General features: G+C 63.0%; 18 protein-coding genes. 8 read left to right on the top strand and 10 right to left on the bottom strand.

Features of this window, described 5'->3' with window-relative positions; genetic code table 11:
- Nucleotides 1–2 precede the first annotated feature (2 nt).
- On the top strand, nt 3–1,217 hold the full coding sequence (locus CK218_RS05700) for an ABC transporter substrate-binding protein (RefSeq protein WP_245434910.1): 1,215 nt from the start codon (nt 3–5) through the stop codon (nt 1,215–1,217).
- Between the two features lie 312 nt (nt 1,218–1,529).
- Nucleotides 1,530–2,519 (top strand): membrane dipeptidase, encoded by a 990-nt coding sequence (locus CK218_RS05695; RefSeq protein ID WP_066997935.1) that lies wholly within the window; start codon nt 1,530–1,532, stop codon nt 2,517–2,519.
- A 43-nt stretch (nt 2,520–2,562) separates the two neighbouring features.
- Here the strand turns inward: CK218_RS05695 and CK218_RS05690 are convergent, their stop codons facing one another.
- The 5 genes from CK218_RS05690 to CK218_RS05675 all read right to left on the bottom strand — a co-directional run bounded on the left by CK218_RS05690 (nt 2,563) and on the right by CK218_RS05675 (nt 8,828).
- Nucleotides 2,563–3,465: an aspartate/glutamate racemase family protein gene (locus tag CK218_RS05690; RefSeq protein WP_245299654.1), complete on the bottom strand. Its 903-nt coding sequence runs from the start codon at nt 3,463–3,465 to the stop codon at nt 2,563–2,565.
- A gap of 336 nt (nt 3,466–3,801) precedes the next feature.
- A complete protein-coding gene (locus CK218_RS05685) occupies nt 3,802–5,133 on the bottom strand; it encodes an HlyD family type I secretion periplasmic adaptor subunit (RefSeq protein WP_066997938.1) in 1,332 nt (443 codons plus the stop codon).
- A complete protein-coding gene (locus CK218_RS05680; protein WP_179294432.1) occupies nt 5,126–6,859 on the bottom strand; it encodes a type I secretion system permease/ATPase in 1,734 nt (577 codons plus the stop codon). Before CK218_RS05680 ends, CK218_RS05685 begins: the two co-directional genes overlap by 8 nt.
- Nucleotides 6,860–7,120: 261 nt before the next feature.
- On the bottom strand, nt 7,121–7,321 hold the full coding sequence (locus CK218_RS29955) for a hypothetical protein (RefSeq protein ID WP_128373525.1): 201 nt from the start codon (nt 7,319–7,321) through the stop codon (nt 7,121–7,123).
- A 124-nt stretch (nt 7,322–7,445) separates the two neighbouring features.
- Nucleotides 7,446–8,828: a calcium-binding protein gene (locus CK218_RS05675; RefSeq protein ID WP_095777969.1), complete on the bottom strand. Its 1,383-nt coding sequence runs from the start codon at nt 8,826–8,828 to the stop codon at nt 7,446–7,448.
- A gap of 925 nt (nt 8,829–9,753) precedes the next feature.
- Between CK218_RS05675 and CK218_RS05665 the strand changes: the two genes are divergently transcribed.
- Complete coding sequence (locus CK218_RS05665; RefSeq protein WP_095827228.1) at nt 9,754–11,466, top strand: HAD family hydrolase; 1,713 nt, start codon at nt 9,754–9,756, stop codon at nt 11,464–11,466.
- A gap of 30 nt (nt 11,467–11,496) precedes the next feature.
- Here CK218_RS05665 and smc read toward each other — a convergent pair whose 3' ends face one another.
- From smc to CK218_RS05650, 3 genes are all read right to left on the bottom strand, one after another.
- A complete protein-coding gene (gene smc / locus CK218_RS05660; RefSeq protein WP_095827110.1) occupies nt 11,497–14,955 on the bottom strand; it encodes a chromosome segregation protein SMC in 3,459 nt (1,152 codons plus the stop codon).
- A 60-nt stretch (nt 14,956–15,015) separates the two neighbouring features.
- Entirely contained in the window at nt 15,016–15,744 is a 729-nt protein-coding gene (locus CK218_RS05655) for a DsbA family protein (RefSeq protein ID WP_067327871.1), read from the bottom strand.
- 197 nt (nt 15,745–15,941) lie between these two features.
- Complete coding sequence (locus tag CK218_RS05650; protein WP_067327870.1) at nt 15,942–16,442, bottom strand: DUF721 domain-containing protein; 501 nt, start codon at nt 16,440–16,442, stop codon at nt 15,942–15,944.
- A 31-nt stretch (nt 16,443–16,473) separates the two neighbouring features.
- Between CK218_RS05650 and mutY the strand changes: the two genes are divergently transcribed.
- Together mutY and CK218_RS05640 are read left to right on the top strand one after the other, a co-directional pair.
- A complete protein-coding gene (gene mutY / locus CK218_RS05645) occupies nt 16,474–17,607 on the top strand; it encodes an A/G-specific adenine glycosylase (protein WP_095781695.1) in 1,134 nt (377 codons plus the stop codon).
- Between the two features lie 10 nt (nt 17,608–17,617).
- Nucleotides 17,618–18,229, top strand: coding sequence for an HAD-IA family hydrolase (locus CK218_RS05640; protein ID WP_095781696.1), 612 nt, complete (start codon nt 17,618–17,620; stop codon nt 18,227–18,229).
- A gap of 45 nt (nt 18,230–18,274) precedes the next feature.
- Here the strand turns inward: CK218_RS05640 and CK218_RS05635 are convergent, their stop codons facing one another.
- A complete protein-coding gene (locus tag CK218_RS05635; protein WP_095827109.1) occupies nt 18,275–19,408 on the bottom strand; it encodes a site-specific DNA-methyltransferase in 1,134 nt (377 codons plus the stop codon).
- Nucleotides 19,409–19,583: 175 nt separating this feature from the next.
- On the opposite strand from CK218_RS05635, the gene CK218_RS05630 reads away from it, so the two are divergent.
- Nucleotides 19,584–20,273: an HAD family phosphatase gene (locus CK218_RS05630; RefSeq protein WP_095827108.1), complete on the top strand. Its 690-nt coding sequence runs from the start codon at nt 19,584–19,586 to the stop codon at nt 20,271–20,273.
- 30 nt (nt 20,274–20,303) lie between these two features.
- Here CK218_RS05630 and CK218_RS05625 read toward each other — a convergent pair whose 3' ends face one another.
- Nucleotides 20,304–21,047 (bottom strand): hypothetical protein, encoded by a 744-nt coding sequence (locus tag CK218_RS05625; RefSeq protein ID WP_066997974.1) that lies wholly within the window; start codon nt 21,045–21,047, stop codon nt 20,304–20,306.
- A gap of 128 nt (nt 21,048–21,175) precedes the next feature.
- On the opposite strand from CK218_RS05625, the gene thrC reads away from it, so the two are divergent.
- On the top strand, nt 21,176–22,573 hold the full coding sequence (gene thrC / locus CK218_RS05620) for a threonine synthase (protein ID WP_095827227.1): 1,398 nt from the start codon (nt 21,176–21,178) through the stop codon (nt 22,571–22,573).
- A gap of 14 nt (nt 22,574–22,587) precedes the next feature.
- Nucleotides 22,588–23,880 (top strand): pitrilysin family protein, encoded by a 1,293-nt coding sequence (locus tag CK218_RS05615; protein WP_066997977.1) that lies wholly within the window; start codon nt 22,588–22,590, stop codon nt 23,878–23,880.
- Nucleotides 23,881–23,894: the final 14 nt, after the last annotated feature.

Genomic DNA, 23,894 nt, shown 5'->3' with positions numbered 1-23,894 from the left:
GTATGCCAAGAATGCTTGCGACGGCAGCAATACTTGCGCTGGCCGTCGGTGTCGCTCCGGCGAAAGCTGACGAGACACCGGGCATCACCGACAGCACCGTGAAGATCGGCATCACCGGTCTGCTCACCGGTCCCGTCGCCGTCGTCGGCGCGGTCGCAGAAGGCATCCGCGCCCGGGTCGAGGCCGCCAATTCCCACGGCGGCGTCAAGATGTCCGACGGCAAGACCCGCAAGATCGAGCTCGTGATCAAGGACGACATGCTCGATCCGCAGCGAACGCTTGCGAATGTGCGCGAGATGGTGGAGCAGGACAAAGTTTTCGCTCTCGTCGGCACGGCTGCCACGCCGAACAATGTGGCCATCGGACGCTATATCGAGCAACGCAAAGTCCCCAATGTCTTCATGTATTCAGGCGTCCACAAGCTGAACGCGCCGCACGAGGAAATAGGGTTCGTCCCGGCCTTCTCGACCGAGGCGGCGTCGTTCGCCACTTATCTGAAGGACAACAAGCCCGAGGCAAAGGTAGCGCTCCTCTATCTCAACACCGAGACCGGCGAAACCTTCATGAAGGCCTTCGACAAGGCCATCGACGGCTCAGGCGTCAAGGTCGTCGATCGGCAACCGGTGACTTCGCAGGATCCGACCGTCGAAACGCAACTGACAGCGCTCAAGGCTTCCGGCGCCGATACGCTGGTGATCATCGCCGCGCCGCAACAAGGCGGTGAAGCAATCCGCTTCCAGGCCGAGAGCGGCTGGAAGCCGCTGACGCTCGTCACCAACCTTTCCTCGGCCTACCCGATCCTGCAGGCGGTGGGGCTCGAGAACGCCAAGGGCATCATCACCTCGAATTTCCTGAAACCGATCGTTAGCCCGGAAAAAACCGGTGACGCGGGTATCGACCAGTATCTGGACGATATCGCCGCGGCCAAGGTCAACTTCGTCTTCGCCAACACCATCGGACAGGTCGGCTACGCGACCGGCGATGCTCTTGTGAAGGCGCTCGAGCACATGAAGAAGCCGACCCGGGCTGAGCTCCTCGACACCGTCTTCAACATGCAGAAGTGGGACGATCCACTGTTGCTGGACGGGATCAAGCTGAACACCAAAGCCGGCTCCGATATTTTCCCGATTGAGGCACTGCAGCTCTATCAGTTCGACGGGCAGAAGTACGTGCCTGTTGGCAAGCTTCTGGATTTCGAGGGCAAGACGGAAGAGTAACGGACGATCGACACAGGTTGCTGCCGGCTGCGAGCGTCCGCGTTTTGCGGGCGCCTTTCTCGCCAGAGCGAAGTTCGATTTGTTTGAGCGATTCGTGAGCCGACAATATCGTCGGCAGTCCTATCTGCGATCCGTTTTTGCCGGAAGTCATTCGGCAGAAGATGCTGGCGAAGGCGAATCCGGATTCCGTTGCGCGTGACGGCAGATCCAGCTTCAGGCAGTTTGCAAATGCTCTGCGTACCGGACGCAACTTTCCCATTCTAGCCAGTATGGTAGAGATTGGGGCTGGTGCAAATTCCGGTACGAACGGCAATGAACCTTCAAACCAGAGCCCGGTCCATTCTCGATAGCGAAGTCGTCTGGGACGCCCATTCCGGCTTCATGCCGGATCCTGCCGCGGACTTGAACAACCTGCGGATCTGGCGAGACGCCGGTGTCGACTATCTGTCCATCGATGTCGGGTTCGATCTTCTGTCCTGGGAAATGACGGTAACCAATCTCAGCTGCTTCCGCCACTGGATCCTGGCGCGTCCCGCCGACTACGTGCTCGTCTCGTCGGCCGACGAAATCCTCGCTGCTAAGGCGCAAGGCAAGCTGGCGGTCACCTTTGACATCGAAGGCATGAATGCCCTGGACGGCCGGATTGAGATGGTCGAGTTCTATCAAGGCCTTGGCGTGCGCCAGATGCTTTTCGCCTATAACCGCAACAACCTTGCCGGCGGCGGATGCCATGACGAAGACCCGGGTCTGACCGCGTTCGGTCGGCAGGTGATCGACGAGATGAACCGCCTCGGCATGTTCGTGGATGTGAGCCACACCGGCTACCGCACCACCATGGACGTGATGGAGTACACGGACCGGCCAGTCATCTTCTCGCACTCCAATCCGAAAGCGCTCTGCGCCCACGGTCGCAACATCACGGACGAGCAGATCAAGGCCTGCGCCCGCACCGGCGGCATCGTCGGCGTCGTCGGGCTCAGCCGTTTCCTTGGCGAGGCGCGCACCGATTCCGAACGGCTGGCCGACCATGTCGAATATCTGATCGATCTCGCTGGCCCACGCCATGTTGGCATCGGCCTCGACCATGCTTTCCCGGTCGAGATCGAAGGCATCGACGACATCATCGCCAGCAATCCGCATTTCTGGCCGAAGAGCGAATATGCGGGAGAAACGACCTATTCGGCACCAGCCCAAATGAAAGAGCTGACCGAGGTTCTGCTTCGTCGCGGTCAGCCGGAAGGAGCGGTCCGCGACGTCATAGGCGGCAACTTCATGCGCCTTGCCCGGGAAATCTGGAAATAGCCACCGGAGCAGCTGTTGAGCGCTCCGTGGGACCTTCTTTTGGTCAGGCGGGTTGGTCCGCGCCAAGAAGGACGCGCAGCTTCGCGACGGCCGCATCCGGACTGGTCGATACGGGGATGTTCGTCGCCGCTTTGACCGCATCCCGCGCGCGCGCCATGGAGAACTGTGCCAAGACGATCGCATCGAAATCCTTCAGCTTGGCGGCTTCAGCCGCGATCAGCCGGTTGTGGGTTTCCACGTCTCCTGCACGCACCGCCTCGATCGCGCCCGGCACGAAATAGCTCGTGATGGTGGCAGCTTGGCCCATACGGGCGGCTTCGTCCCGGAACTCCTGCTCCATTCCTTCCCTCGACGGCGGGAAAGTGTAGAGCATTGCGGTGCGGCCGCCACGGCGGATCGCCATCTCAAACATGGCCTCGTTCGGTTTCAGGACCGGAACGTCCAGCTTCGCCGCGGCCTGTTCGATCGCTTGCCCGAACGCCGAGCAGGTGAACAGCACGGCATCGCTTCCAATCGAACGGGCATAGCTGGCCAAGGCCTCGATGCGCCGGATCATGTCGCTCGTCAGGTCAGCGGTTTTGGCGCGGTCCACTGCCAGGCTGTCCTCGAGGATATTGACGGTTTCGACGCCAGGCCATCGCGTTTCGAACGCCGATCTGATCGACTCCATCGAGATGGGCGTGGCATGGATCAGGGCAATGCGAGGCTGTGACGTCATTGTGCGAGACCGAATGTTAAACGAGGCCGCCCCGAGAGCAAGCGGCGTTGGTACCAATGAATATTTCGCGGCTGCCGCCGCGAAGACCCATACGCTCTCGGCAGGGATCCGCGCCCATACATTGCGCGAGGCAAGTTGCCGCGCGCCGTGCGCTTTGGCGACGAAGTCGCCACGGCGCAGACGGTACTCCCACTTGTCGCCGGGATAGATGCTGTCATCGAGATGCATCTCGATGCCGTCCGGGTGCAAGGGACCGCGGCTGTTGAAACTGACTTCGAGATCGAGACTCTGGCGATGGACGGGATCATCCCGCTTATCCTTTCGAGACCAGCTCACCATGGCAAGGAAGGAGGAAGGCGACCGCAGCCCAATAGGTGATGGTCCTTGCCTTCGATCACGTGGCGAGACAGCCACTACAAAGCCCGTCGCCTCGAGCGCTACGAGCGTGCGACGTTTTGGCCGTGAAAACCGAGGACCGTGACTGGCCGAACCACGGTTGCGCATAATCCGGCGGAAGAGTTCCACTTCGGGTAATGTTGAAGGCCGCAGGAGGCAGGATCGGGCCTATCTTTCCCGAAACGCGCGCTGGAACGAGTCCACTAGTGGCTTGGTCAGATAGCTCAGAAAGGTTCGCTCGCCGGTTGAAATGAAGGTTTCGACCGGCATGCCTGGGTAGATCTGCTCGGGCTTGACCTGCGGTGGCAGCTTGTCGGCCATCTTAAGCCGCACGGTGTAATAGGGCTGTCCAGTGCTGGGAGTGGTCAGCCGGTCCGCCGAAATGTAGAACACCTTTCCCGGCACTTTTGGTGTGGTCCGCGCGTTCAGGGCTGTGAACATCATGTTCGCGCCTTGGCCGACTCGGATAGAATCGATGTCTTCAGGCTTGATCTTTGCCTCGACGATAAGTTCCTTCGTCGGCAGGAGCTCCATCGCAGGCTCGCCAGCACGAATGACGCTGCCTTCGGAATTGTAGAGAGAGCGGACGATGATGCCGTCCGCCGGGGCACGAATGGTCGTTCGGACCAGGACCGATCGAGCGGCGTTGATTTGTTCCTCAAGGTCGGCCACCTCTACCCGGGCCTTGTTCAATTCCGTGACGGCATCCTCGACCCGGGTGGTTGTTAGTCTTTCAATCTGCTGGCGCGCTTCCACGATCTGGGTGGCCGCGCTGGCGATTTGCGCCTCCAGCGATCCCTCCTGACCTACCAACTCGGCGGTGCTACGCAGAAGATCGGTGTATTCGGAACGATTTGTCAGTCCCTTGTCGAGCAAGTGCTTTTTGCGTTCCGTCTCGGCATTGACGATCGCGAGCTGGTTTGCCGCAGCATCCTTTTGCGCCTTCAAGCCGGCAACAGCTTCCCGAAGGGCTGCCACCCGTTCCCTAAGGATCTCCTGATCTGCGCCATAGCGCGCTAGCCGAGCCCGGAACTCCTTGGTTTGCTCTGCAAAGACGTCACTGAATTCGGACGCGTCTGAGTAGGCGCCTAAATCGCGGGGCAGGACGATTTTCTCCAAGCCGTCCCGTTCTGCCTCGAGCCGCGCGATCTCGGCCTTTTGTGCGACCCACTGTTTGAGGACTCGGTTGAGCTGCGACTGCGCCACCGTTGGATCGAGCACGATCAGCGCCTGCCCTCGTAAGACTCTGTCACCCTCTCGAGCTTTGACGCTGCTGACCACGCCACCTTCGAGATGCTGGATCATGACATTCTGTCCAGCTGCTGCAATCACTCCTGGCGCGATCGTTGCTCCGGCAATCGGCGCCATTGCGCCCCAGAATACGAAGCCAAGCAAGAAAACGGACACGCTTGCATACCCCGCCAGCGTGATGCGATCTGTGCGCGTATCGACGTTGCGCTGCCAGCTGTACGTCCTGGCGCCGATGGCTTGGCTAGTCATTAGCGACCTTTATCTCGCCTCGAGCAGATGAGGGGAAAGGCACCACTCCTTCGCGCGACTGAGAGGCTGCAGGCCACCCCGCCTGGGCCCGTCGCTCGACAAGTCTATCGAGCACGCCCTTGGTCAAACCGTAGATCTCGACCTGGCCATTGCGTAGCATCAATACGCGATCGCATTTGGAAGCGAGAGAGGGCCGATGGGTTATGACAAGCACGGTCGTTTTTCGTGAACGCGCCCCGCTGATCGCGCGCTCGAGCGCGGCTTCGCCGTTGGAATCGAGATTTGCATTGGGCTCGTCGAGAACCAGCACCTTGGGATCGCCGTAGAAGGCCCGAGCAAGCCCGATGCGTTGACGCTCGCCACCCGAAAGGCGAACGCCGGTCGGGCCGATCAGCGTCGAGTAGCCATCCCTCTGACCCAGGATGAGCTCATGCACTTGGGCCCGCTGGGCTGCTTGAACCAACTTCTCGCTGGACGCATTCGGTTCGAACCGCGCGATATTTTGCGCGATGGTTCCCGGGAAGAGTTCCACATCTTGCGGCAGGTAACCAATATGGCGGCCGAGTTGTTCCGGGTCCCAGTTCCGAATATCGCCGCCGTCGATCCGGATCGCCCCCGAGCGGGGCGCGATCGCACCGACGATGAGGCGCGCCAGAGTCGATTTTCCAGCCTGGCTCGGCCCTACAATCGCGACTGTCTCGCCGGCGGCGACCTCAAAGGTCAAGCGCTTGATCAGCGGCAGCGAGCCGTCGGCCGCGCCCGGAAGATGATAGACTATTTGCTCCACGCTTAGCGCTCCTTCAGGAGCCGGCAATGCTACGTTTTCCTGGTTGTCGAGCCCGGACCGGAGAGCTGAAAGCCTCTTCCAGGCAAGATTGGCGTCGATGATCTGCCGCCAACTCCCAATGATCTGATCAAGAGGTTGCAGAGCGCGCGCCGAAATCATCGAGGACGCAAATATCATACCGGCGGTCATCTCGTTGTGGAGAACCAGATAAGCGCCGGCCCCCAATATCGCGATCTGCAGTGTCGAACGAGTGGTGCGCGATACACCGCCATAAAACGAATTGATGCGAGCGAGCCCATCCGAGGCGTGTAGAGAGCCGGAAAAACGGGTGCCCCAGAATTCTATCGCGTTGGACACCATGCCAAGTGCGCGAACGGTTTCGAAGTTTCGGGCGAAAGCCTGCGCCGAATTCATCGAGGCGTTGAGACTCTCCGCCGCCTCCTTGCCAGGTCGCGAGCTCGCGACCTGGTTCAGAATGGCGATGGCGACCATGAGAACCGCTCCGACGATCGTCACAAGGAAGAGCAGCGGATGGATGAAATAGAGCAGGCCCACGAAGATCGGCCCGAAAGGAAGGTCGAAGAGAAAGAAAATGGTCCTCGAAGCGATGAAGCCTCGCAGGGTGGCCAAGTCGCGCAAGGCTTGAACATCGCCGAGGCCAGCGCGGGGGCCACTCATTGCAGCGAGAAAAGACGATGTGCCCAACGAGACATCCAGTCGCGCCGCGAGCCGGCTTGCGTATACACCCCGCACGACTTCGAGCACGCCGAAGAGCAAGAGCGTCGAAAGCGCAAGCAATGTTAGGTAGGTGAGCGTGTCCAAATTGGCGGCGGGCAAAACCCGATCATAGACCTGCAGCATGTAGAGAGGCAGAACTAGCACCAGGGTGTTCATCACCGCGGAGAACAGGCCCATTTCGACCACGCTCTTCGACAGCACCCTTCTATTCGTGTAACTGGGCATCCCCGAAATCGTCTCTTTTGGTTAAGGGATCATTTTAGACAATGTTTATATATCATGCCAAGCAGCCGCGCTATCGGTTGCGACCTTTTGACAGCCTAGCCTTACGTTCATCGGAAGTTATCCACCGGTCATCCAGTTCGGCTGGGACGCCAGGAACCACCAATCCAGGATGGCGCTAAGCGTCTGATTCTCACTCAGAGAATTGAAGCGTCCAAACCTCAAAACTGCCTTAGTCAGCTAATCGCTTGCTGGCAGTGAAAATGACGTCTGCGAACGAGGCGGCGTGAAACTCAAGTTGCTAAATGTTTCCAATAATAGCGTCGCCGCCGCAGTAAGCTGGCCGCCGATAATGGTGTCGCCGCCATCGGCCCGATCGGTTTGGATGGTGATGGCAGCGCCGACTGCAAAGGCCGGCGCATGCGCATCCGCGGCGATCAATGCGGCCGACGTTTATGGCAACTTGATCGGCGTCCGCCGCCTTTCTGATCGGTGACCGTCGGAACCAGGCACGGCGGGGGGCGCGCCCGCCCCTCGCCATGCCATGGTCCGATCGCATGAACGATCAAACGACGAATACGTCGTGATAGGTCAGTGCCGCTCCGGGCTCCAGGTGGGCGATTTCCACCTGCGGGGCCGATTTCGAGCCGTCGGGATCATAGGACAAGACGCCCGTGGCCCGGTTGTAGAGCAGGTGATCGTTGCTATGGGTGGCGTGTTCTCGCAACTCGAAATACGACGAGTTCACCTGCGTCGGGCTGGACGAGGAACCGGCGCCGAGTTGGGTGAAGACGGCGTTGTCGAGATAGAGCGCGTCGTTTACCGCGTCGAAGTCGGTCAGTGTGTCGACATTGCCCGCGCCATAGGCGGTGTCAAACACAAAGGTGTCGTGGCCCGCGCCACCGGTCAGCACGTCGTTGCCACCCTTGCCCCGCAATGTGTCGTTGCCAGCCAGGCCATCAAAGGTATCGGCCGCGGCAGTGCCGACAAATGTATCGTTCCCGGTCGTTCCGTGGGTCGGGTCCGTCGGCAGGGTCGGAGATGACGGTAGCGGGTCGGTCGGCACGGTCGGAGATGACGGTAGCGGGTCCGTCCCGTCATGGGCTGCGTGCCAGGCTGCCTTGGCGTGGGCCCAATAGTCGCGGGCCGCCTGGCCCTGAAGGACCGTCCAGCCGGCGGGCGGCATTGGATAATCCGCCGGCAGCGGCGTGTCGGAGAGGTTGAGATAGTAATTGCCGTGCGACTCGACCGTCTTGTCCCAAGCCCGCTGCACCCGTTCCAAGCCGTTGTGGTTAACGTCGGTGATCGCCACCACGCAGTCGATAAAGTGCAGGCTGGGCACGATATCGGCAGCGCCTGTGCCCTTGTCGAGTTTGAATGGCGAACCGTGGGTCATCTCGCCTTTGCGAAGGTACTCTCCCATGCCTAGAAGCATGCCATCCATGGTGACCGAGTTGTCAGACCCATCCACGTCACCATCGCCAAGGCTCACTCCGGAAAACACGTGGTCGAACAGCGAATCCCGGATGGTGCCGCCGATGACGTCGTCGTCCTCGACCGCGTCGTCTCGTGAGTTGCCGACATAGGTATCCTCGATAAGGAAGGTGCCAGTGCCGCCGACACGGATGCCATCCCAGGGCTTGGTGATCGTCCAGTCGTCGATGACAAAGCTGTGGGCTGAATTCACGCGGACTGCGGCGGAGTTGACGTAAACGTCCTCCCAGGCGCCGGTTTGGGAGACCGTGCCGTTGATCGTGCCGCCCGACGCCACGAGGTTGTCGCCGGGGTTGACGACCGCGAAGGGATAGAGGTTGGTGGAGCTTCCCTGATTGGCGACAATCCACGAGGCTTTGCTGGCATCGATAGTGGTGTCGGCGGGGAGACCGGATGCTTTATATTGGCGGTAGCCGTAGTCACCGCTCAAGACAATGGTATTCGTATCGGCCATTCTTGGCGACCTTTCACACCCCCACCCTTTCTGCCCAACATGCCTGAAGCCCGAATGGCTCGCGGCCAAAAGAGCCCAGGTTAGCGGTATGGAGCAAATCACAAAATTTAAAAAAAGTGTCTCAAAATGTAACAATATATCTCTCGCGGGAATTGGGTGGCGCGGCGATTTCAGCGCGGATTCTCTTCAGTGGTCTCAACGCGGCTTTCGACCCCTTGCCACCTCCGAAACCCACCGGCCTCGCAGGAGCAGTCCATGAGCGGAGACTGTGCGCACGAGTTCCATCGTTGCAAATCATCGAAATCCGGACGATTGGCGAGACGATCAAATTCGTCCGTGAGTTATGGGGCAAGAACGCACGCCGGGATGTCGAGCGCCCGGCAATGAACTGACCGATATTTGCGTCAGCTCGACATCACGCTGTCTCAATATGAAGTGGAAGTCCGTGCTCTGGTCGCGGCGAGCGGTGGGGCAGGTCCCTCGACAATATCGGCCCGACCTCCTATATGCTTCGCGCAAAAGCACGGAGAAAGGGTGTGTCCCGAGAGCGTGACGTGCTTATGTGGCGCGAAGCCGGGAAACTTGCGTTATCTGGCGATTATGAAGGATGGCTTGCCATCGAATGGGAGCTTCGTAGCAGAGGATTCTCACGCGCCAAGCTGCTGTTCGATAACGACCGGGTCCGAAAAAAATTGGATGAGATCTGCAAGAGGGCACAGGAGCAACGCGCCGACCCCAAACGGACCTAAAGACCAGAAGCGCCCCGCCTTTCCAGAACCCAGCCAACCTTCTCTCTCCGATGAATTGCATTTCTCCAAGCCTGGTTCGCGCCAGGGAGGCGAAAGCGCCGGCCTAAACCTTTTCCGCCGACAGACGTTGTTTGTTCCAGACGGACCGAGCGACCGGCAGCGGAGAGGATCACCCGATGTATTTCATGGCACTGGCCACCGACTACGACGGCACGCTGGCGCATGACGGACTGGTCACCGCCAGCACGCTGTCGGCGCTGAAGAAGCTGAAGAAGTCCGGCCGCAAGCTCATCCTGGTCACCGGCCGCGAACTGCCCGATCTCAAGGAGGTGTTTCCGGAGGTCGGGCTATTCGACAAGGTGGTGGCCGAAAACGGCGCGCTGATCTACACGCCGGCGAGCGAGGAAGAGCAAACGATCTCGCCCTCGCCTTCCGCCGATTTCGTCGACAGACTGAAGAAGCGCGACGTCAAGCCGCTCTCGGTCGGCCGCTCGATCGTTGCTACCTGGGAGCCGCACCAGGCCACCGTGCTCGACGTCATCAAGGAGCTCGGCCTTGAGCTGGAGATCATCTTCAACAAGGGCGCGGTGATGATCCTGCCCTCAGGCATCAACAAGGCCACCGGACTGGCGGCTGCGCTCAAGGACCTCAGATTGTCGCCGCATAATGTGGTGGGCATCGGCGATGCCGAAAACGACCATGCCTTCCTCAGGGCTTCGGGCTGCAGCGTCGCCGTCGCCAACGCACTGCCCGCCGTGAAGGAAACCGCCGACCTCGTCACGAAGGAGGCGCGCGGCAAGGGTGTCGAAGAACTGATCGGCAAGCTGATAAAGCAGGATCATCTGATAGCTCGCAAGCGCTTGCGCGGCGTCCTGCTGGGAACTGCCAACGGCAAGAAGGTCTATCTGTCGCCCGTCGAGACCGTTCTGATCGCCGGAAGCTCCGGTATCGGCAAGTCGACATTGGCCACAGCGCTCACCGAGCGGCTTGCCGAACAGGGATTGCAGTTCTGCATTTTCGATCCCGAGGGCGACTATGACGGACTGGAGGGCGCCGTTCCGCTAGGTGATGGCTCGACTACACCCAGCAAGGAGCAATTGCTGGAGCTGATCGAAAAGCCTGGCACCAATATCGTGGTCAACGGGCTGGCGCTGAAGGTCGACGAGCGGCCCGACTTCTTTGCCGAATTGCTGCCAGGCCTCGGCAGCGTCCGCTACCGCACGGCAAGGCCGCATTGGCTGATCATCGACGAGGCGCATCACCTTCTGCCCAAGCGCCGCGAGGACACGCGCGCGGTGTTGTCGCTCGAGCTGCCGGGCACGGTGCTGATCACCGTGCATCCGGAAGCGCTCTCGACCGGGGTCCTGCGCCTGGTGACGGCGGTCATCGCGCTCGGTCCGAAGGCGAAGAGCGTGATCAAGACCTTCTGCAAGGAGGCCGGGCTGGAGGCGCCCAAGAGCATTCCTTCGCCGAAGGGTGACCGGGTCCTGCTATGGCGGCCGCAAGACGGCAAGAAGCCGTTCACGGTCAAGGCGATCGAACCCGACCAATCGCTGAAGCGGCACAGCCGCAAATATGCCGAAGGCGAGCTCGACGAGGCCGGCAGTTTCTATTTCACGGGGCCGGAAAAGGCGATGAACCTCAGAGCCCACAATCTGATCATTTTCGCCCAAATGGCGGAAGGCATCGACGACAAGACCTGGGAATACCACCTGCGCGCTGGCGACTATTCCAAATGGTTCCGCCAACAGATCAGGGACAAGGAACTCGCCCGCGAGACGTCAGAGGCCGAGAAGGACAAGAGCCTATCGCCCGAGGAGAGCCGCAAGCGCGTGCTGGAGGCCGTGCGCCGGCGTTACACGGCGCCAGCCACGGCACCGGAGACGTAACTCAGTCGGTTCCGGGCGCCAAGCCCGCCCTCAACTCGCCTCGCGCATCGCCTCAGCGGCCTGCAGGTCGACCGAGACCAGCTGGCTGACGCCCTGCTCGGCCATGGTGACGCCGAACAGGCGGTCCATGCGCGCCATGGTGATCGGGTTGTGGGTGATGATGACGAAGCGGGTTTCCGTCGTTTTCGACATCTCGTCCATCAGGTTGCAGAAGCGCTCGACATTGTGGTCGTCGAGCGGGGCGTCGACCTCGTCGAGGACGCAGATCGGCGCCGGGTTGGTAAGGAAGACGGCGAAGATCAGCGACATGGCGGTGAGCGCCTGCTCGCCGCCGGAGAGCAGCGTCATGGTCTGCGGCTTCTTGCCGGGCGGCCGGGCGAGGATTTCGAGGCCGGCTTCCAGCGGATCTTCGGACTCGATCAGCTGCAATTCGGCCGTGCCGCCACCGAAGAGATGTGCAAACAGCCGCTGGAAATGGCCGTTGACCACCTCAAAGGCCGACAGCAGGCGTTCACGGCCCTCGCGGTTGAGGCTCTGGATCGCTTGGCGCAGTTTTCTGATCGCCTCTATGATGTCCTCGCGCTCGGACACGATGATTTCCAGGCGGTCCGACAGCTCCCTCTGTTCTTCCTCGGCGCGCAGATTGACGGCCCCTAGCCGCTCGCGCTCGATCTTCAGCCGGTCGAGCTGGCGCTCGACCTCGGCCATGTCCGGCATCGGGTCGTCGGTCTCTAGCCCGGTATGCTTGATGACGAGATGCGGCGGCGTGTTCAACGCTTCCTGGATGCGAGCCTCGACCTCGGCGCGGCGTTCGTCGGCCGCGGTCAGCCGCTCCTCGGCGCGGACGCGGGTCTCGCGCGCTTCGGCAAGCGACTGGATCGCCGCGGTCGCCGCCTTGTCGAGCTCGGCTTGTTTGGTCTCCGCTTCCTGCAGGCGATCGCCGGCGGCCTGGCGCAGCGCCTCGGCCTCGGAAAGCTGACTCAACAGCGCACGGCGCTTGGCGTCGATCTCGTCGGGCGCGTCGGCCAGCCGCTCGCGCTCAGCTTCGGCCTCAGCCTTGCGCTCGCCAAGCGCGGCGATCTGCGTCGAGGCGTTTTCGGCCCGCTCCAGCCAGTTCTTGCGCTCGGTGCCGATCGCGTCGAACCGGCGCATGCGCGCTTCGGCCTCGCGCCGTAGGCCGTCATGCACGGCGCGCGTATCGGCAAGCGTGGCGCGGTCGCGAGCTACACTGGCGGAGGCCTGCTCGAGCTGGAGCTGCAGGTCGCCGAGATCGGGCGCGTCCCTGAGCATCTCCTCGGCTTCGAGGAAAGCGGCTTGCGTCTCTTCATGGCTGTCGACGATGCGCGCGCGGGCGTCATCCAAGGCAGCACGGCGGCTGGCCAGCTCGCCGCCGGCCTTCTCGGCCTCGGCTAGCGCGTCACGGGCGGCGTCCAGTGCGTGCTGGGCATCGCGGCCGGCCTGACGCGCGTTGCGCTCGGCCTCGCTCGCCTGGCGCATCGCCTGCTCGGCGCGCGCCAGCGCCTCCTCGGCCTCGCGCACGACGCGGGTCGCCTGCACGGCCTCGGCATCGAGCTCCGCCAGGCGGTTCTTCTGCGCCAGCCGCTGCGCGGCAGCGGTCGGCGCATCGGCGCTGGCCGTCAAGCCGTCCCAGCGCCAGAGCGCGCCGTCGCGGCTGACCAGCCGCTGGCCGGGCGCGAGCTGCGCTTGAAGGCGACGGCCATCGGCGGCGTCGACGATGCCGATCTGCGCCAGGCGGCGGGCAAGCTGTGCCGGCGCGCGGACCACACTCGCCAGGCTCCTCACGCCTTCAGGCAGCGCCGCGTCACCCGGTTTAACCGCGCTCTCGCCCCAATGCACCGGGGCGCTGCGGTCGAGCGGCACGTCGAGGTCCTCGCCGAGCGCGGCGCCAAGTGCCGTCTCGTAGCCGCGCTCGACGCTGATCTGCTCCAGCACCGAAGGGAAGAGATCGCCGCTCGCGGCGTTGAGTATCTTGGCCAGCGTGCGCGCTTCCGTCTCGATGCGCTGCAATTCGGCCTTGGCATCCTGCAGAGGCGGACGCGCAGCACTTTCGGCGGCGCGCGCCTCGGCGACCGCCTGCTCGGCGGCGATGGCACCCAGTTCGCTCTCTTCCAGGCGGGCAAGCGCGTCCTCGACCAGCAGCCGCTTCTCGGCGGGATCGGGCAGGCCGGAAATGCGCGCCACAATATCGGAGAGCTCGCGATCGACCTCGGCAAGCTGGCGTGCGAAGCGGTCGCGGCGCTCGGCGGTCTCACGCAAAGTGCGCTCGATCTGGTGGCGCGAGGCGGCCGCCTCGGCGCGTTCGGCAGTCAGCGCGGCCAGCCTGGCTTCGCTCTGCGAGAGCGTCGCGCCGGCCTGCTCGAAGGCGGCGCGGGTGGTGGCTTCGCGCTCGGCAGCACCTGCATTGTCCGAATTGAGCTCGGCTTCCTCGGTGCGGAGACGCTCGAGAATGTCGGCATTGTCGCGCACCATCCGCTCCTCGCGGGCGATGTCTGCATCGAGCTGCTGCAGGCGCCGCTCCAGCTCCGCCTGGCGCGAGCGGATGCGGCCGGCCTCTTCTTCGATCTGCGTTTTGGCGATCGACAGGCGCTGAAAGGCCGCCGCTGCGGCCGCTTCGGCGTCGCGCAGGTCGGGCAGGCGGTGGGCGGCGATGCCCTGCTCCCTCGCAGCGGCCATCTGGGCTGCGGCGCGGTCACCGACCAGCGTGGTCGCAACGGCAAGCGCCGAACGCGCTTCGCCTTCCTGGGTTTTGGCCAGTGTCCAGCGCAGATGCAGAAGCGTCGCCTCGGCCTTGCGGATGTCGGCCGACAGGTTCTTGAAGCGCGAAGCCTGGCGCGCCTGGCGCTTCAGGCTGTCGATCTGGCTTTCCAACTCGCCGACGACATCGTCAAGCCGTTCGAGGTTTTGTTCGGCCGCCTTCAGCCGAAGCTCGGCCTCGTGCCGGCGCGTGTGCAGGCCGGAGATACCGGCGGCTTCTTCGAGCAGCGCCCGGCGCGCCTGGGGCTTGGCCTGGATCAGCTCGCCGATGCGGCCCTGGCCGACCATGGACGGCGAGCGCGCGCCGGTCGACTGGTCGGCGAAGAGCAGTTGCACGTCCTTGGCACGCGCTTCCTTGCCGTTGATGCGGTAGAGCGAGCCCGCCTCGCGCTCGATGCGGCGCGACACCTGCAATTCATCGGCGTCGTTGAAGGCGGCGGGCGCCGTGCGGTCCGAATTGTCAAGGAAAAGCGTGACTTCGGCGGTGTTGCGCGCCGGCCGCGCGCCGGAGCCGGAAAAGATCACGTCGTCCATGCCTGACGCGCGCATGTTCTTGTAGGAACTTTCGCCCATCACCCAGCGCAGCGCCTCGACAAGGTTGGACTTGCCGCAGCCGTTCGGCCCGACAATGCCGGTCAGCCCGCGTTCGATGACGAACTCGCCGGGCTCGACGAAGGACTTGAAACCGAGGAGGCGAAGGCGCGAGAACTTCATTCGCGCCGCTCCGCAAAGACCAATATGCCGAAGCCAAGCAGCTTCGGCGCGGCCTGGACGTCAGAGCAGAGGGTCGATGATGGCCGACATTTCCTCAATCGACATCGCCCCTTTGTAGGTCTTTCCGTTGATGAAGAAGGTCGGCGTCGAGTCGACCTTGAACTCGTCCGCTCCGCGTTTCTGGACTGCTCTCACATCGTCCAGAAGCTTCTGGTCCGTCAAGCAGGCCTCAAATGACTCCTGTGTAAAACCGGCGAGCTTGGAAATCTGCAGCAGCGCTTCCTTGGTGTTGCTGACGCCAACCCAGCTCGGCTGCTGCTTGAACAACACGTCCACCATGGCGAAATAGTTGTCCTTGGCGCAGCGCGCCAGCATGAAGCCGGCCTCGGCGCTCGGGTCGAAGGGGAATTCGCGCAGGATATAGCGCACCTTGCCCGTGTCGATGTATTTCGACTTCAGCTCAGGGAAGGTTGTGTCGTTGAAATGCGCGCAATGCGGGCAGGTCATCGAGGCATATTCGACGATGGTGACCTTGGCGTCGTCCTTGCCGAGCTGCTTGTCGGGCAAAGCGCCGGGCTTGAGCAGTTCCGCCATGTCGACGGTGCCCTGCGCTTCCGGCACCTGAGCGGCCGCGGGCGTGGCAGGCTTGGCTGGCGTCGACGGATTGGCGGGCTTCACATCGGCCGCCTTTGCCTCTTCACCCGAGTCGCTGCACGCGGCAAGCAGCGCCACTGCCGGAACGGCGGCCAGCGTGGTCAGAAGGTTTCTGCGAGACAAAGAGCGGTTCATGCGAATCACCTGATATCGGTTGGATTTTGCAATGCAAGGGCTAGAAAAGGCGAGAGTTGGCGCGAATTAAGGCATCGGCATCCCCAATCCAATCGCCAAATTTTTCGGGCGCGATCACGAATATGCGATATTGACGACAATTTTGCAGCGCGCTCCACGACTTTTCCCGAAACCGCCGGAACTTTCGGGAGACATGCTCAGGGCTTTTTTTGTCCGAGGATGGTCGCGCCGAGCCGCTCGAGCGAAGCGCGCAAGCCATCATCCTCGATCTTGCCGACCGTTCGCGCCAGCTTCGATTTCTCGGCCTCGCTGAGAGGCCGCGGTTGCGGTTTCGGCCGCGCTTTCGCCGAAAGGACCGGCTTCTGCAGGATCTTGATGCGGCCTATGGCGTTGAAACCCAGGAAGGCGTTGACGCGGTTGATGACCTCGCCCGCCTCATGCTGAAGATGCAGCGCCGCCATGCCTTCGCAGGCAATGATCAGCACCGCCGGCTCGAACGGATCGTCCTCATGCAGGCGGCGCGGCCACTGGATCTTTTCCGGGCGCGAGTGGCTGGCCAGGCGCGGCCCGGCGATCTCTTCCCAGGACTGCACCAGTCCGATCGAGATGCCGGCGCGCTTCTTCAGGACAGGATCGAGGATCTCGGTAGCGAGATCGCTCACCGGAACGGGATTGCCGAAGGGCCTTTTCCCTGCCATGTGCGTTCTCCGATCCTAACTCACCCGATCAATGGCACCGCAAGACCAGACCCGCAAGGCCGCAGCCGAGAAGTGCGTATCCGGAGATAGCAGCATCGCCGTCCGCCTGCTTGCCTGGTACGACGCGCATCACCGCGACCTGCCCTGGCGCGTGACGCCGAGTGCGTTCTCGCGTGGGACAAAACCCGACCCTTATCGCGTCTGGCTCTCCGAGGTCATGCTGCAGCAGACCACGGTCGAGGCGGTGAAAGCCTATTTCCGGACGTTTGTCGAGAAATGGCCGACCGTCGAGGCGCTGGCGGCAGAGCCGGCCGAGGACGTCATGAAGGCCTGGGCCGGGCTCGGCTATTACTCGAGGGCACGCAATCTCAAAGCCTGCGCCGATCTCGTGGCGCAGCGGGGGGGCCGCTTTCCCGACACCGAGGCCGGATTGAAGGAATTGCCGGGCATCGGCGCCTACACGGCGGCCGCCATCGCGGCGATCGCCTTCGACCGGCCTGCCGCAGTCGTCGACGGCAATGTCGAGCGTGTCATCTCGCGGCTCTATTCGGTGGAGACGCCGCTCAGCGAGGCCAAGCCGGAAATCCGAGCGCTGGTCGAGAAGCTCGTGCCACGGGCGAGGCCCGGCGATTTCGCCCAGGCGATGATGGATCTCGGCGCCACGATCTGCACGCCGCGGCGGCCGCGCTGCATGCTGTGCCCGCTGCGCGAGGATTGCAGCGCGATCCTGTCAGGCGATCCGGAGCGTTTTCCAGTCCGCCTGCCCAAGGGCGACAAGCCGCTCAGGCGCGGTGCTGCCTTTGTCGCTCAACGCGATGACGGCGCCATCCTGCTGCGCAAACGGCCCGACAAGGGGCTGCTCGGCGGCATGACCGAGGTGCCGACCACGGCGTGGACGGCGCGGGCCGACGGCGCTACGACGGCGGACGCAGCGCCCATTTCGGCCGACTGGCGGCGCGCCGGGCGGATCGGCCATGTCTTCACCCATTTCGCGCTCGAACTCGACGTCTTCCATGCCCACATCAGGGGTGATGCGCCCAACGGGCATTTCTGGTCGCTAGCCCACGAAATTCCCGGGGAAGCGCTGCCCACCGTCATGAAAAAGGTAATCGAGGCAGCGATACCGGGCGCAACCAAAAAGCAAGCCCCGCTGCGCCCGCGTTGAAAGGACCGCAATGACTGACATCCGCCACATCGTGTTCGATATCGGCAAGGTGCTGATCCACTACGATCCGGACCTTCCGTTCAGCCGGCTGATCCCGGATGCCGAGGAGCGGAAATGGTTCTTCGACAATGTCTGCACCAGCGCCTGGAACATCGAGCAGGATCGGGGCCGCACCTGGCAAGACGCCGAGGCGCTGCTGATCGCCGAACACCCCGATCACGCCGAGAACATCCGCAACTTCCGCCGCTGCTGGCACGAGATGGTGCCGCATGCCTATGACGACAGCGTCGCCATCATGGTCGGCCTGATCGACAGGGGCCGCGATGTGACCATGCTGACCAATTTCGCCGCCGACACGTTCGCCGAAGCCCGCCGGCGCTTCGACTTTCTCAATCGGCCGCGCGGCGTCACCGTCTCGGGCGAGATCGGCCTGATCAAGCCGGATCAGGCCATCTACGACCGTCACGTCGCATCCTTCGACCTGGAGCCGGCCGCCACACTCTTCATCGACGACAGCCAGAAGAATGTCGACGGCGCCAAGACCGCCGGCTGGCAGGCGGTGCTGTTCACCGAGGCCAAGGCGCTTCAAGCGGATCTTGAACGGCTCGGGATTGCGGCCTGAACTGAATCACTTGCAGCAATCGGTTGAGCTTTCGATTCAAGCGGATCAGCCGCCTGCCCGCTCCATTCCGAGGCGGGCGATGCGGCGCAATTCGTCGATCGGGGTGAGGCCGCCGCTGCGCTCATAGTGCCAGAAGGTCCAGCCGTTGCAGGCGTCCAAACCCTGCACCTCGGCGCCGATCTTGTGGATCGAGCCGGCGCTGTCGCCGATGGCCAGCGTGCCGTCGGCGCGCACTTTTGCAGCCCAGCGCTTCTTGGCGTCGTAAAGTGTGGCGCCCGGCGCCACCAGGCCGGTGTCGATCAGGCTTATGAAGGCGACGCGCGGCTCGGCGCGCTTGCCGGACAGCACGGTGAGGTCGGCCTCATCCAGCGGGCGCACGGCGGCGATGCGCTCATTGGCGGCATCGATGTAGGATTGCTCGCGCTCGATGCCGACGAAGTGACGGCCGAGGCGCTTGGCGACCGCACCCGTGGTGCCCGAGCCGAAGAAGGGATCGAGCACGACATCGCCCGGCTTGGTCGAGGCCATCATGATGCGGGCCAGCAACGCTTCCGGCTTCTGCGTGGGATGCAGCTTGTTGCCGTTCTCGTCCTTCAGGCGCTCGGCGCCGGTGCAGATCGGGAACAGCCAGTCAGAGCGCATCTGCAAATCGTCATTCGAGGCCTTGAGCGCTTCGTAGTTGAAGGTGTAGCCCTTGGACTTCTGGTCGCGCGAGGCCCAGATCATCGTCTCATGCGCGTTCTGGAAGCGGCGGCCGCGGAAATTCGGCATCGGGTTGGTCTTGCGCCAGACGACGTCGTTCAGGATCCAGAAGCCGAGATCCTGCATCCTGGCACCGACGCGGAAGATGTTGTGGTAGGAGCCAATCACCCAGATCGTGCCATTGGGCTTCAGCACGCGTCGCGAGGCAAGCAGCCAGGCGCGGGTGAAGGCGTCATAGGCCTCGAAGCTCTCGAACCGGTCCCAGTCGTTGTCGACGGCGTCGACCTTGGACTGGTCGGGCCGATGCAGGTCGCCGTCGAGTTGCAGGTTGTAAGGCGGATCGGCGAAGATGACGTCGATCGACTTTTCGGGCAGCCTGTCGAGGACGGCGACGCAGTCGCCTTTGAGGATCGTGTCCAGCCATTCGGACTGCTGGGGAGCGTGGGAAAGCTCGTCGAGAAGACGCACGGCAGACATCAAAACACCCAAAGCACGCGTTACGGTTTACTGGCCGTTATGGTTACCGATCAGCGTAAACATTCGGTGAAGGTCGGGCGAGAGCCTGCGCCACTGATTTGCGAACATCGGCCCATTGGTGTATGCCGCGCCGCTTGGGCCAGTCAGGCCATTTTCCTCCCAACTTCGGATTGCCATGCCCCAGCCAGACCTTGTCATCTTTGATTGCGACGGCGTGCTCGTCGATTCCGAAATCATCGCCGCGCGCGTCGAGGCCGAGCTTCTGACATCGGCCGGATACGAAATTTCGGCGGAGGAGCTTGCCGAGACCTATGCCGGGCTGACCTTCAAGGACATCCTAATGCGGGTCGAGGAAAAATCTCACCTTCCCTTCCAGGCCTCGCTCATCGACCGCGCCGAGGAACTCGTCGATCGCAAGCTGCGCAGCGACGTGCGCATCATCGACGGCGCACGCGAGGCGGTGGCGGCGGTGACCACGCCGCGCGCCGTCTGCTCCAATTCGCGCACCGAGCGGATCGAGTTCATGCTTGAAAAGGTGCGCCTGCTGCCCTTCTTCGCCGGCCGCATCTTTTCGGGGCTCGACATCCCCAGCAAGAAGACCAAGCCGGCGCCGGACGTGTTCCTCTATGCCGCCGAACAGCTCGGCGCCAACCCGAAGAACACTTTCGTCATCGAGGATTCGGTGCACGGCGTCACCGGCGCCAGGACGGCGGGCATGCGCGTCATCGGCTTCACCGGCGCCGGGCACAGCTATCCCGGCCATGCCGACGCGCTGACCGAAGCGGGCGCCGAAACCGTCATCCGCCGTTTGGCGGAACTCGGCAGCACGATTGCGGCATTGTCGGAGTGGTCGGAGGACGCCTAACCGCGCAAGCGCGATTGGCGGCGAACCAGATCAGTTTGTCGCCGCCGCGGCGACGCGCTTCTTCCTCTTGGCTTTGGACTTGTCCGTCGCTGCCGGCGCGTTCTCGTCATAGCCGGCATAGGCTTGGTAGTCGCGGGCGGTCGGCTCCGGCACTACGACGTTGGTGTCGGTGAAGACGAATTGCGTCGCGGCAGACGGATCGGTGACCTGCACTTGATACTGATGAAGCTGCGAATAGAGCACGTCAGGCCCATGTTGGACCGCGATGCGGATCGGCATCGTCACGGTACCGGGCGTGAACAGCGGTCCCGGCACGACCTTACCGGCCACCGCGATCTTCATCGTCAGCTGGCCGTTTTCGTGAGTGCAGTCGCGCGTCACATCGGTGATCGAGGCCTGGTAAATGATCTTGGCGGGATCGCGATTGGGGTCGACGGGTTGACCGTTCGGTCCGGTCTGTGCGGCTGCGGCTGCCTCGGCTTCAGCGTCCGCCGCAGCATCGACTTTCTTTTTCTTCGTCTTGGCGGCGGCGCCCTTGGCATAGGTATTGAAGAAGGCGGTGCCGTCGCGCAGCGTCACTTTCGGGCAGTAGGCGCGCAACTGGCTGGCAAGCACCTTGGGGTCCTGCGGCGGTGGCGGCGCGGTCGGGTCCTTCTTGCTGAAGCCGAAGTTCAAAATGCCATTGTCGCTCGATTGGCAGCCTGCGGCGGCAAGCATAAAGCCGGTGAGCGCCAGACCCGCGACAACACGGCGGTTGACCGAATAAAACCTCATGAACTGCACTTCCCTCTCACAAAGCCGGTGACGTATATCAACGCCGCGGCGAAAATGCGACTGAGCCGGCTCGGAAAATTAACCAATTTGCCGTGGATGACGCGGCCGGCAGCAATGGGTTCTTGACGATGCAATATGTGAGTACCCGCGGGGATGCGCCCGTGCTTGGATTTTCGGACGCGGTGCTGGCCGGACTGGCGCGCGACGGCGGGCTTTACCTGCCGCGCGAATGGCCGCAATTCTCGTCCGCCGATATTCGCGCGATGCGCGGCCTCGCCTATCCCGACCTTGCCATCCGCGTCTTGACACCCTTCCTCGGCGGCGAGATCGCCGCACCCGTCTTCGAACGGCTGGTGCGTGAAGCCTACGCGACTTTCCGGCACGATGCGGTCTGCCCGCTGGTGCAGACGGGCAAAAACACCTTCATCCTCGAGCTCTTCCACGGCCCGACGCTGGCTTTCAAGGACGTGGCGATGCAGCTGCTCGCGCGGCTGATGGACCATGTGCTGGTCGAACGGGGCAACCGCGCGACCATCGTCGGCGCCACCTCCGGCGACACCGGGGGCGCGGCAATAGACGCCTTTGCCGGCCGCGACCGCACCGATATCTTCATCCTTTTCCCCAACGGCAAGGTCTCGCCGGTGCAGCAGCGGCAGATGACGACGTCGAGCGCGGCGAACGTCCATGCGCTGTCGATCGAAGGCAATTTCGACGATTGCCAGGGCCTGGTGAAGGACATGTTCAACGACCACGGCTTCCGCGACAGGGTGTCGCTGTCGGGCGTCAACTCGATCAACTGGGCCCGCATCATGGCCCAGATCGTCTATTACTTCTCTTCGGCGCTGGCGCTCGGCGCGCCCGACCGGCCGGTGTCATTCACCGTGCCGACCGGCAATTTCGGCGATATTTTCGCCGGTTATGCCGCCAAGCGAATGGGACTGCTGGTCGAGCGGCTGATCATCGCCACCAACGACAACGACATATTGGCGCGCACGCTTGCAAGCGGCGAATACCGCACCAAGGGCGTGTTCGCCACCACCTCGCCGTCGATGGACATCCAGGTGTCCTCGAACTTCGAGCGCCTGCTGTTCGAGGCGGCGGGCCGGGATGCCGCGACGGTCAGGCGCTATATGAACGGGCTGAAGCAGTCCGGCGCCTTTACCGTCGAAGCGGGCGAAATGGCGAGGATCCGTGCGGAGTTCGACGCCGGCCGCGCCAGCGTCGACGAGGTCGCGGCAACCATCCGCCAGACGCTTGAAGCGAGCAGCTATCTGCTCGATCCGCACACGGCCGCCGCTATGCACGTAGCGGCCGGCCATATGTCGGGCGCCGTGCCCATGGTGGTTCTCGGCACCGCGCATCCGGCCAAATTCCCGGCTGCGGTCGAGGCCGCCAGCGGCGTTACGCCAGCGCTGCCTGCCTGGCTCGCCGGCTTGATGACAGCCGACGAAAAGTACACCATACTTCCATCCGAGCTGAAAATGGTGGAAGAATACGTGAGCCGCCACACGCGGGCGGCCCGTTAGGGAGTAGTTGCCATATGGGTGTTGAGGTAAGCCGTCTGTCGAACGGCCTGACGGTCGCCACCGAAACCCTTCCAAGCCTCGAATCCGTTGCCCTTGGCGCCTGGGTCAAGTCGGGCGCACGCAATGAACGCGACGAAGAGCATGGCATGGCCCATCTGCTCGAGCACATGGCTTTCAAGGGAACGAAACGGCGCAGCGCCTTCGAGATCGCCTCGGAAATCGAGAATGTCGGAGGCGAGATCAACGCCGCCACCAGCGTCGAGACGACCTCCTACTACGCCAGGGTGCTTTCCGCCGACGTGCCGCTCGCGGTCGACATCCTGGCCGACATCCTGCAGGAATCGGAGTTCGATCCGGAGGAACTGGAGCGCGAGCAGCATGTGATCCTGCAGGAGATCGGCGCCGCGCACGACACGCCGGACGACATCGTCTTCGACCGTTTCACCGAAACCGCCTTCCGCCACCAGACCATCGGCCGCTCGATCCTCGGCACGCCGGAGACGGTCAAATCCTTCACCTCCAGGCAGCTGCACGATTTCATCGAACGGCAATATGGCGCCGAGCGCATGGTGATCGTGGCCGCCGGCGACATCAAGCACGACAATTTCGTGCGCGAGGTGGAAAGACAGCTTGGCGGCTTCCGCGCCAAGGCCACCAGCAACATCCCGCAATATGCGCAGTATGTCGGCGGCGACTTCCGCGAGGACCGCGACCTGATGGATGCGCAGATCGTGCTCGGCTTCGAGGGCCGCGCCTACCATGTGCGCGACTTCTACGCCTCGCAGGTGCTGTCGATGATCCTCGGCGGCGGCATGTCGTCGAGGCTGTTCCAGGAAGTGCGCGAGAAGCGCGGCCTGTGCTATTCGGTCTATGCCTTCCACTGGGGCTTTTCCGACACCGGCATTTTCGGTGTGCATGCGGCGACCGGACAGAGTGATATCGCCAAGCTGGTGCCGGTCATCATCGACGAATTGCAGAAGGCCGGGGAAAGCATCCAGCAGGATGAGCTCGACCGCGCACGCGCGCAATATCGGGCCGGCCTCATCATGTCGGCCGAAAGCCCGGCAAGCCGCGCCTCGCAGATCGCCAGGCAGTTGCTGCTGTTCGGGCGGCCGATCGCCAAGGAGGAGTTGATGGAGCGGCTGGCGGCGCTGACCGTCGAGCGGCTGACCGATCTCTCCTCGCGGCTGTTCTCGACCAAGCCGACGCTGACGGCGGTCGGCCCCGTGGGCACGCTGGCGCCCTACGAGGCGATCCTCGAATCGCTTGCGGGCCCGCAGACGACGGCTCGCAGGCTCGCCGTCTAACCTTCGTTCCAAAG

The organism is Mesorhizobium sp. WSM3879 (assembly GCF_002294915.1).
Classification (GTDB): domain Bacteria; phylum Pseudomonadota; class Alphaproteobacteria; order Rhizobiales; family Rhizobiaceae; genus Mesorhizobium.
The sequence above is the reverse complement of the archived record's forward strand: the minus strand, read 5'-3'. Positions and strand labels throughout refer to the sequence as shown.

What these genes read in the sequence shown, in the direction of transcription:
- CK218_RS05665 (WP_095827228.1), top strand. Translation starts at nt 9,754, where the DNA reads ATGTATTTCATGGCACTGGCCACCGACTACGACGGCACGCTGGCGCAT.
- CK218_RS05625 (WP_066997974.1), bottom strand. Translation starts at nt 21,047, where the DNA reads ATGAGGTTTTATTCGGTCAACCGCCGTGTTGTCGCGGGTCTGGCGCTC.
- thrC (WP_095827227.1), top strand. Translation starts at nt 21,176, where the DNA reads ATGCAATATGTGAGTACCCGCGGGGATGCGCCCGTGCTTGGATTTTCG.
- CK218_RS05650 (WP_067327870.1), bottom strand. Translation starts at nt 16,442, where the DNA reads ATGGCAGGGAAAAGGCCCTTCGGCAATCCCGTTCCGGTGAGCGATCTC.
- CK218_RS05655 (WP_067327871.1), bottom strand. Translation starts at nt 15,744, where the DNA reads ATGAACCGCTCTTTGTCTCGCAGAAACCTTCTGACCACGCTGGCCGCC.
- CK218_RS05690 (WP_245299654.1), bottom strand. Translation starts at nt 3,465, where the DNA reads ATGCATCTCGATGACAGCATCTATCCCGGCGACAAGTGGGAGTACCGT.
- CK218_RS05685 (WP_066997938.1), bottom strand. Translation starts at nt 5,133, where the DNA reads ATGACTAGCCAAGCCATCGGCGCCAGGACGTACAGCTGGCAGCGCAAC.
- CK218_RS05615 (WP_066997977.1), top strand. Translation starts at nt 22,588, where the DNA reads ATGGGTGTTGAGGTAAGCCGTCTGTCGAACGGCCTGACGGTCGCCACC.
- mutY (WP_095781695.1), top strand. Translation starts at nt 16,474, where the DNA reads ATGGCACCGCAAGACCAGACCCGCAAGGCCGCAGCCGAGAAGTGCGTA.
- CK218_RS05700 (WP_245434910.1), top strand. Translation starts at nt 3, where the DNA reads ATGCCAAGAATGCTTGCGACGGCAGCAATACTTGCGCTGGCCGTCGGT.
- CK218_RS05675 (WP_095777969.1), bottom strand. Translation starts at nt 8,828, where the DNA reads ATGGCCGATACGAATACCATTGTCTTGAGCGGTGACTACGGCTACCGC.
- smc (WP_095827110.1), bottom strand. Translation starts at nt 14,955, where the DNA reads ATGAAGTTCTCGCGCCTTCGCCTCCTCGGTTTCAAGTCCTTCGTCGAG.
- CK218_RS05695 (WP_066997935.1), top strand. Translation starts at nt 1,530, where the DNA reads ATGAACCTTCAAACCAGAGCCCGGTCCATTCTCGATAGCGAAGTCGTC.
- CK218_RS05640 (WP_095781696.1), top strand. Translation starts at nt 17,618, where the DNA reads ATGACTGACATCCGCCACATCGTGTTCGATATCGGCAAGGTGCTGATC.
- CK218_RS05630 (WP_095827108.1), top strand. Translation starts at nt 19,584, where the DNA reads ATGCCCCAGCCAGACCTTGTCATCTTTGATTGCGACGGCGTGCTCGTC.
- CK218_RS05635 (WP_095827109.1), bottom strand. Translation starts at nt 19,408, where the DNA reads ATGTCTGCCGTGCGTCTTCTCGACGAGCTTTCCCACGCTCCCCAGCAG.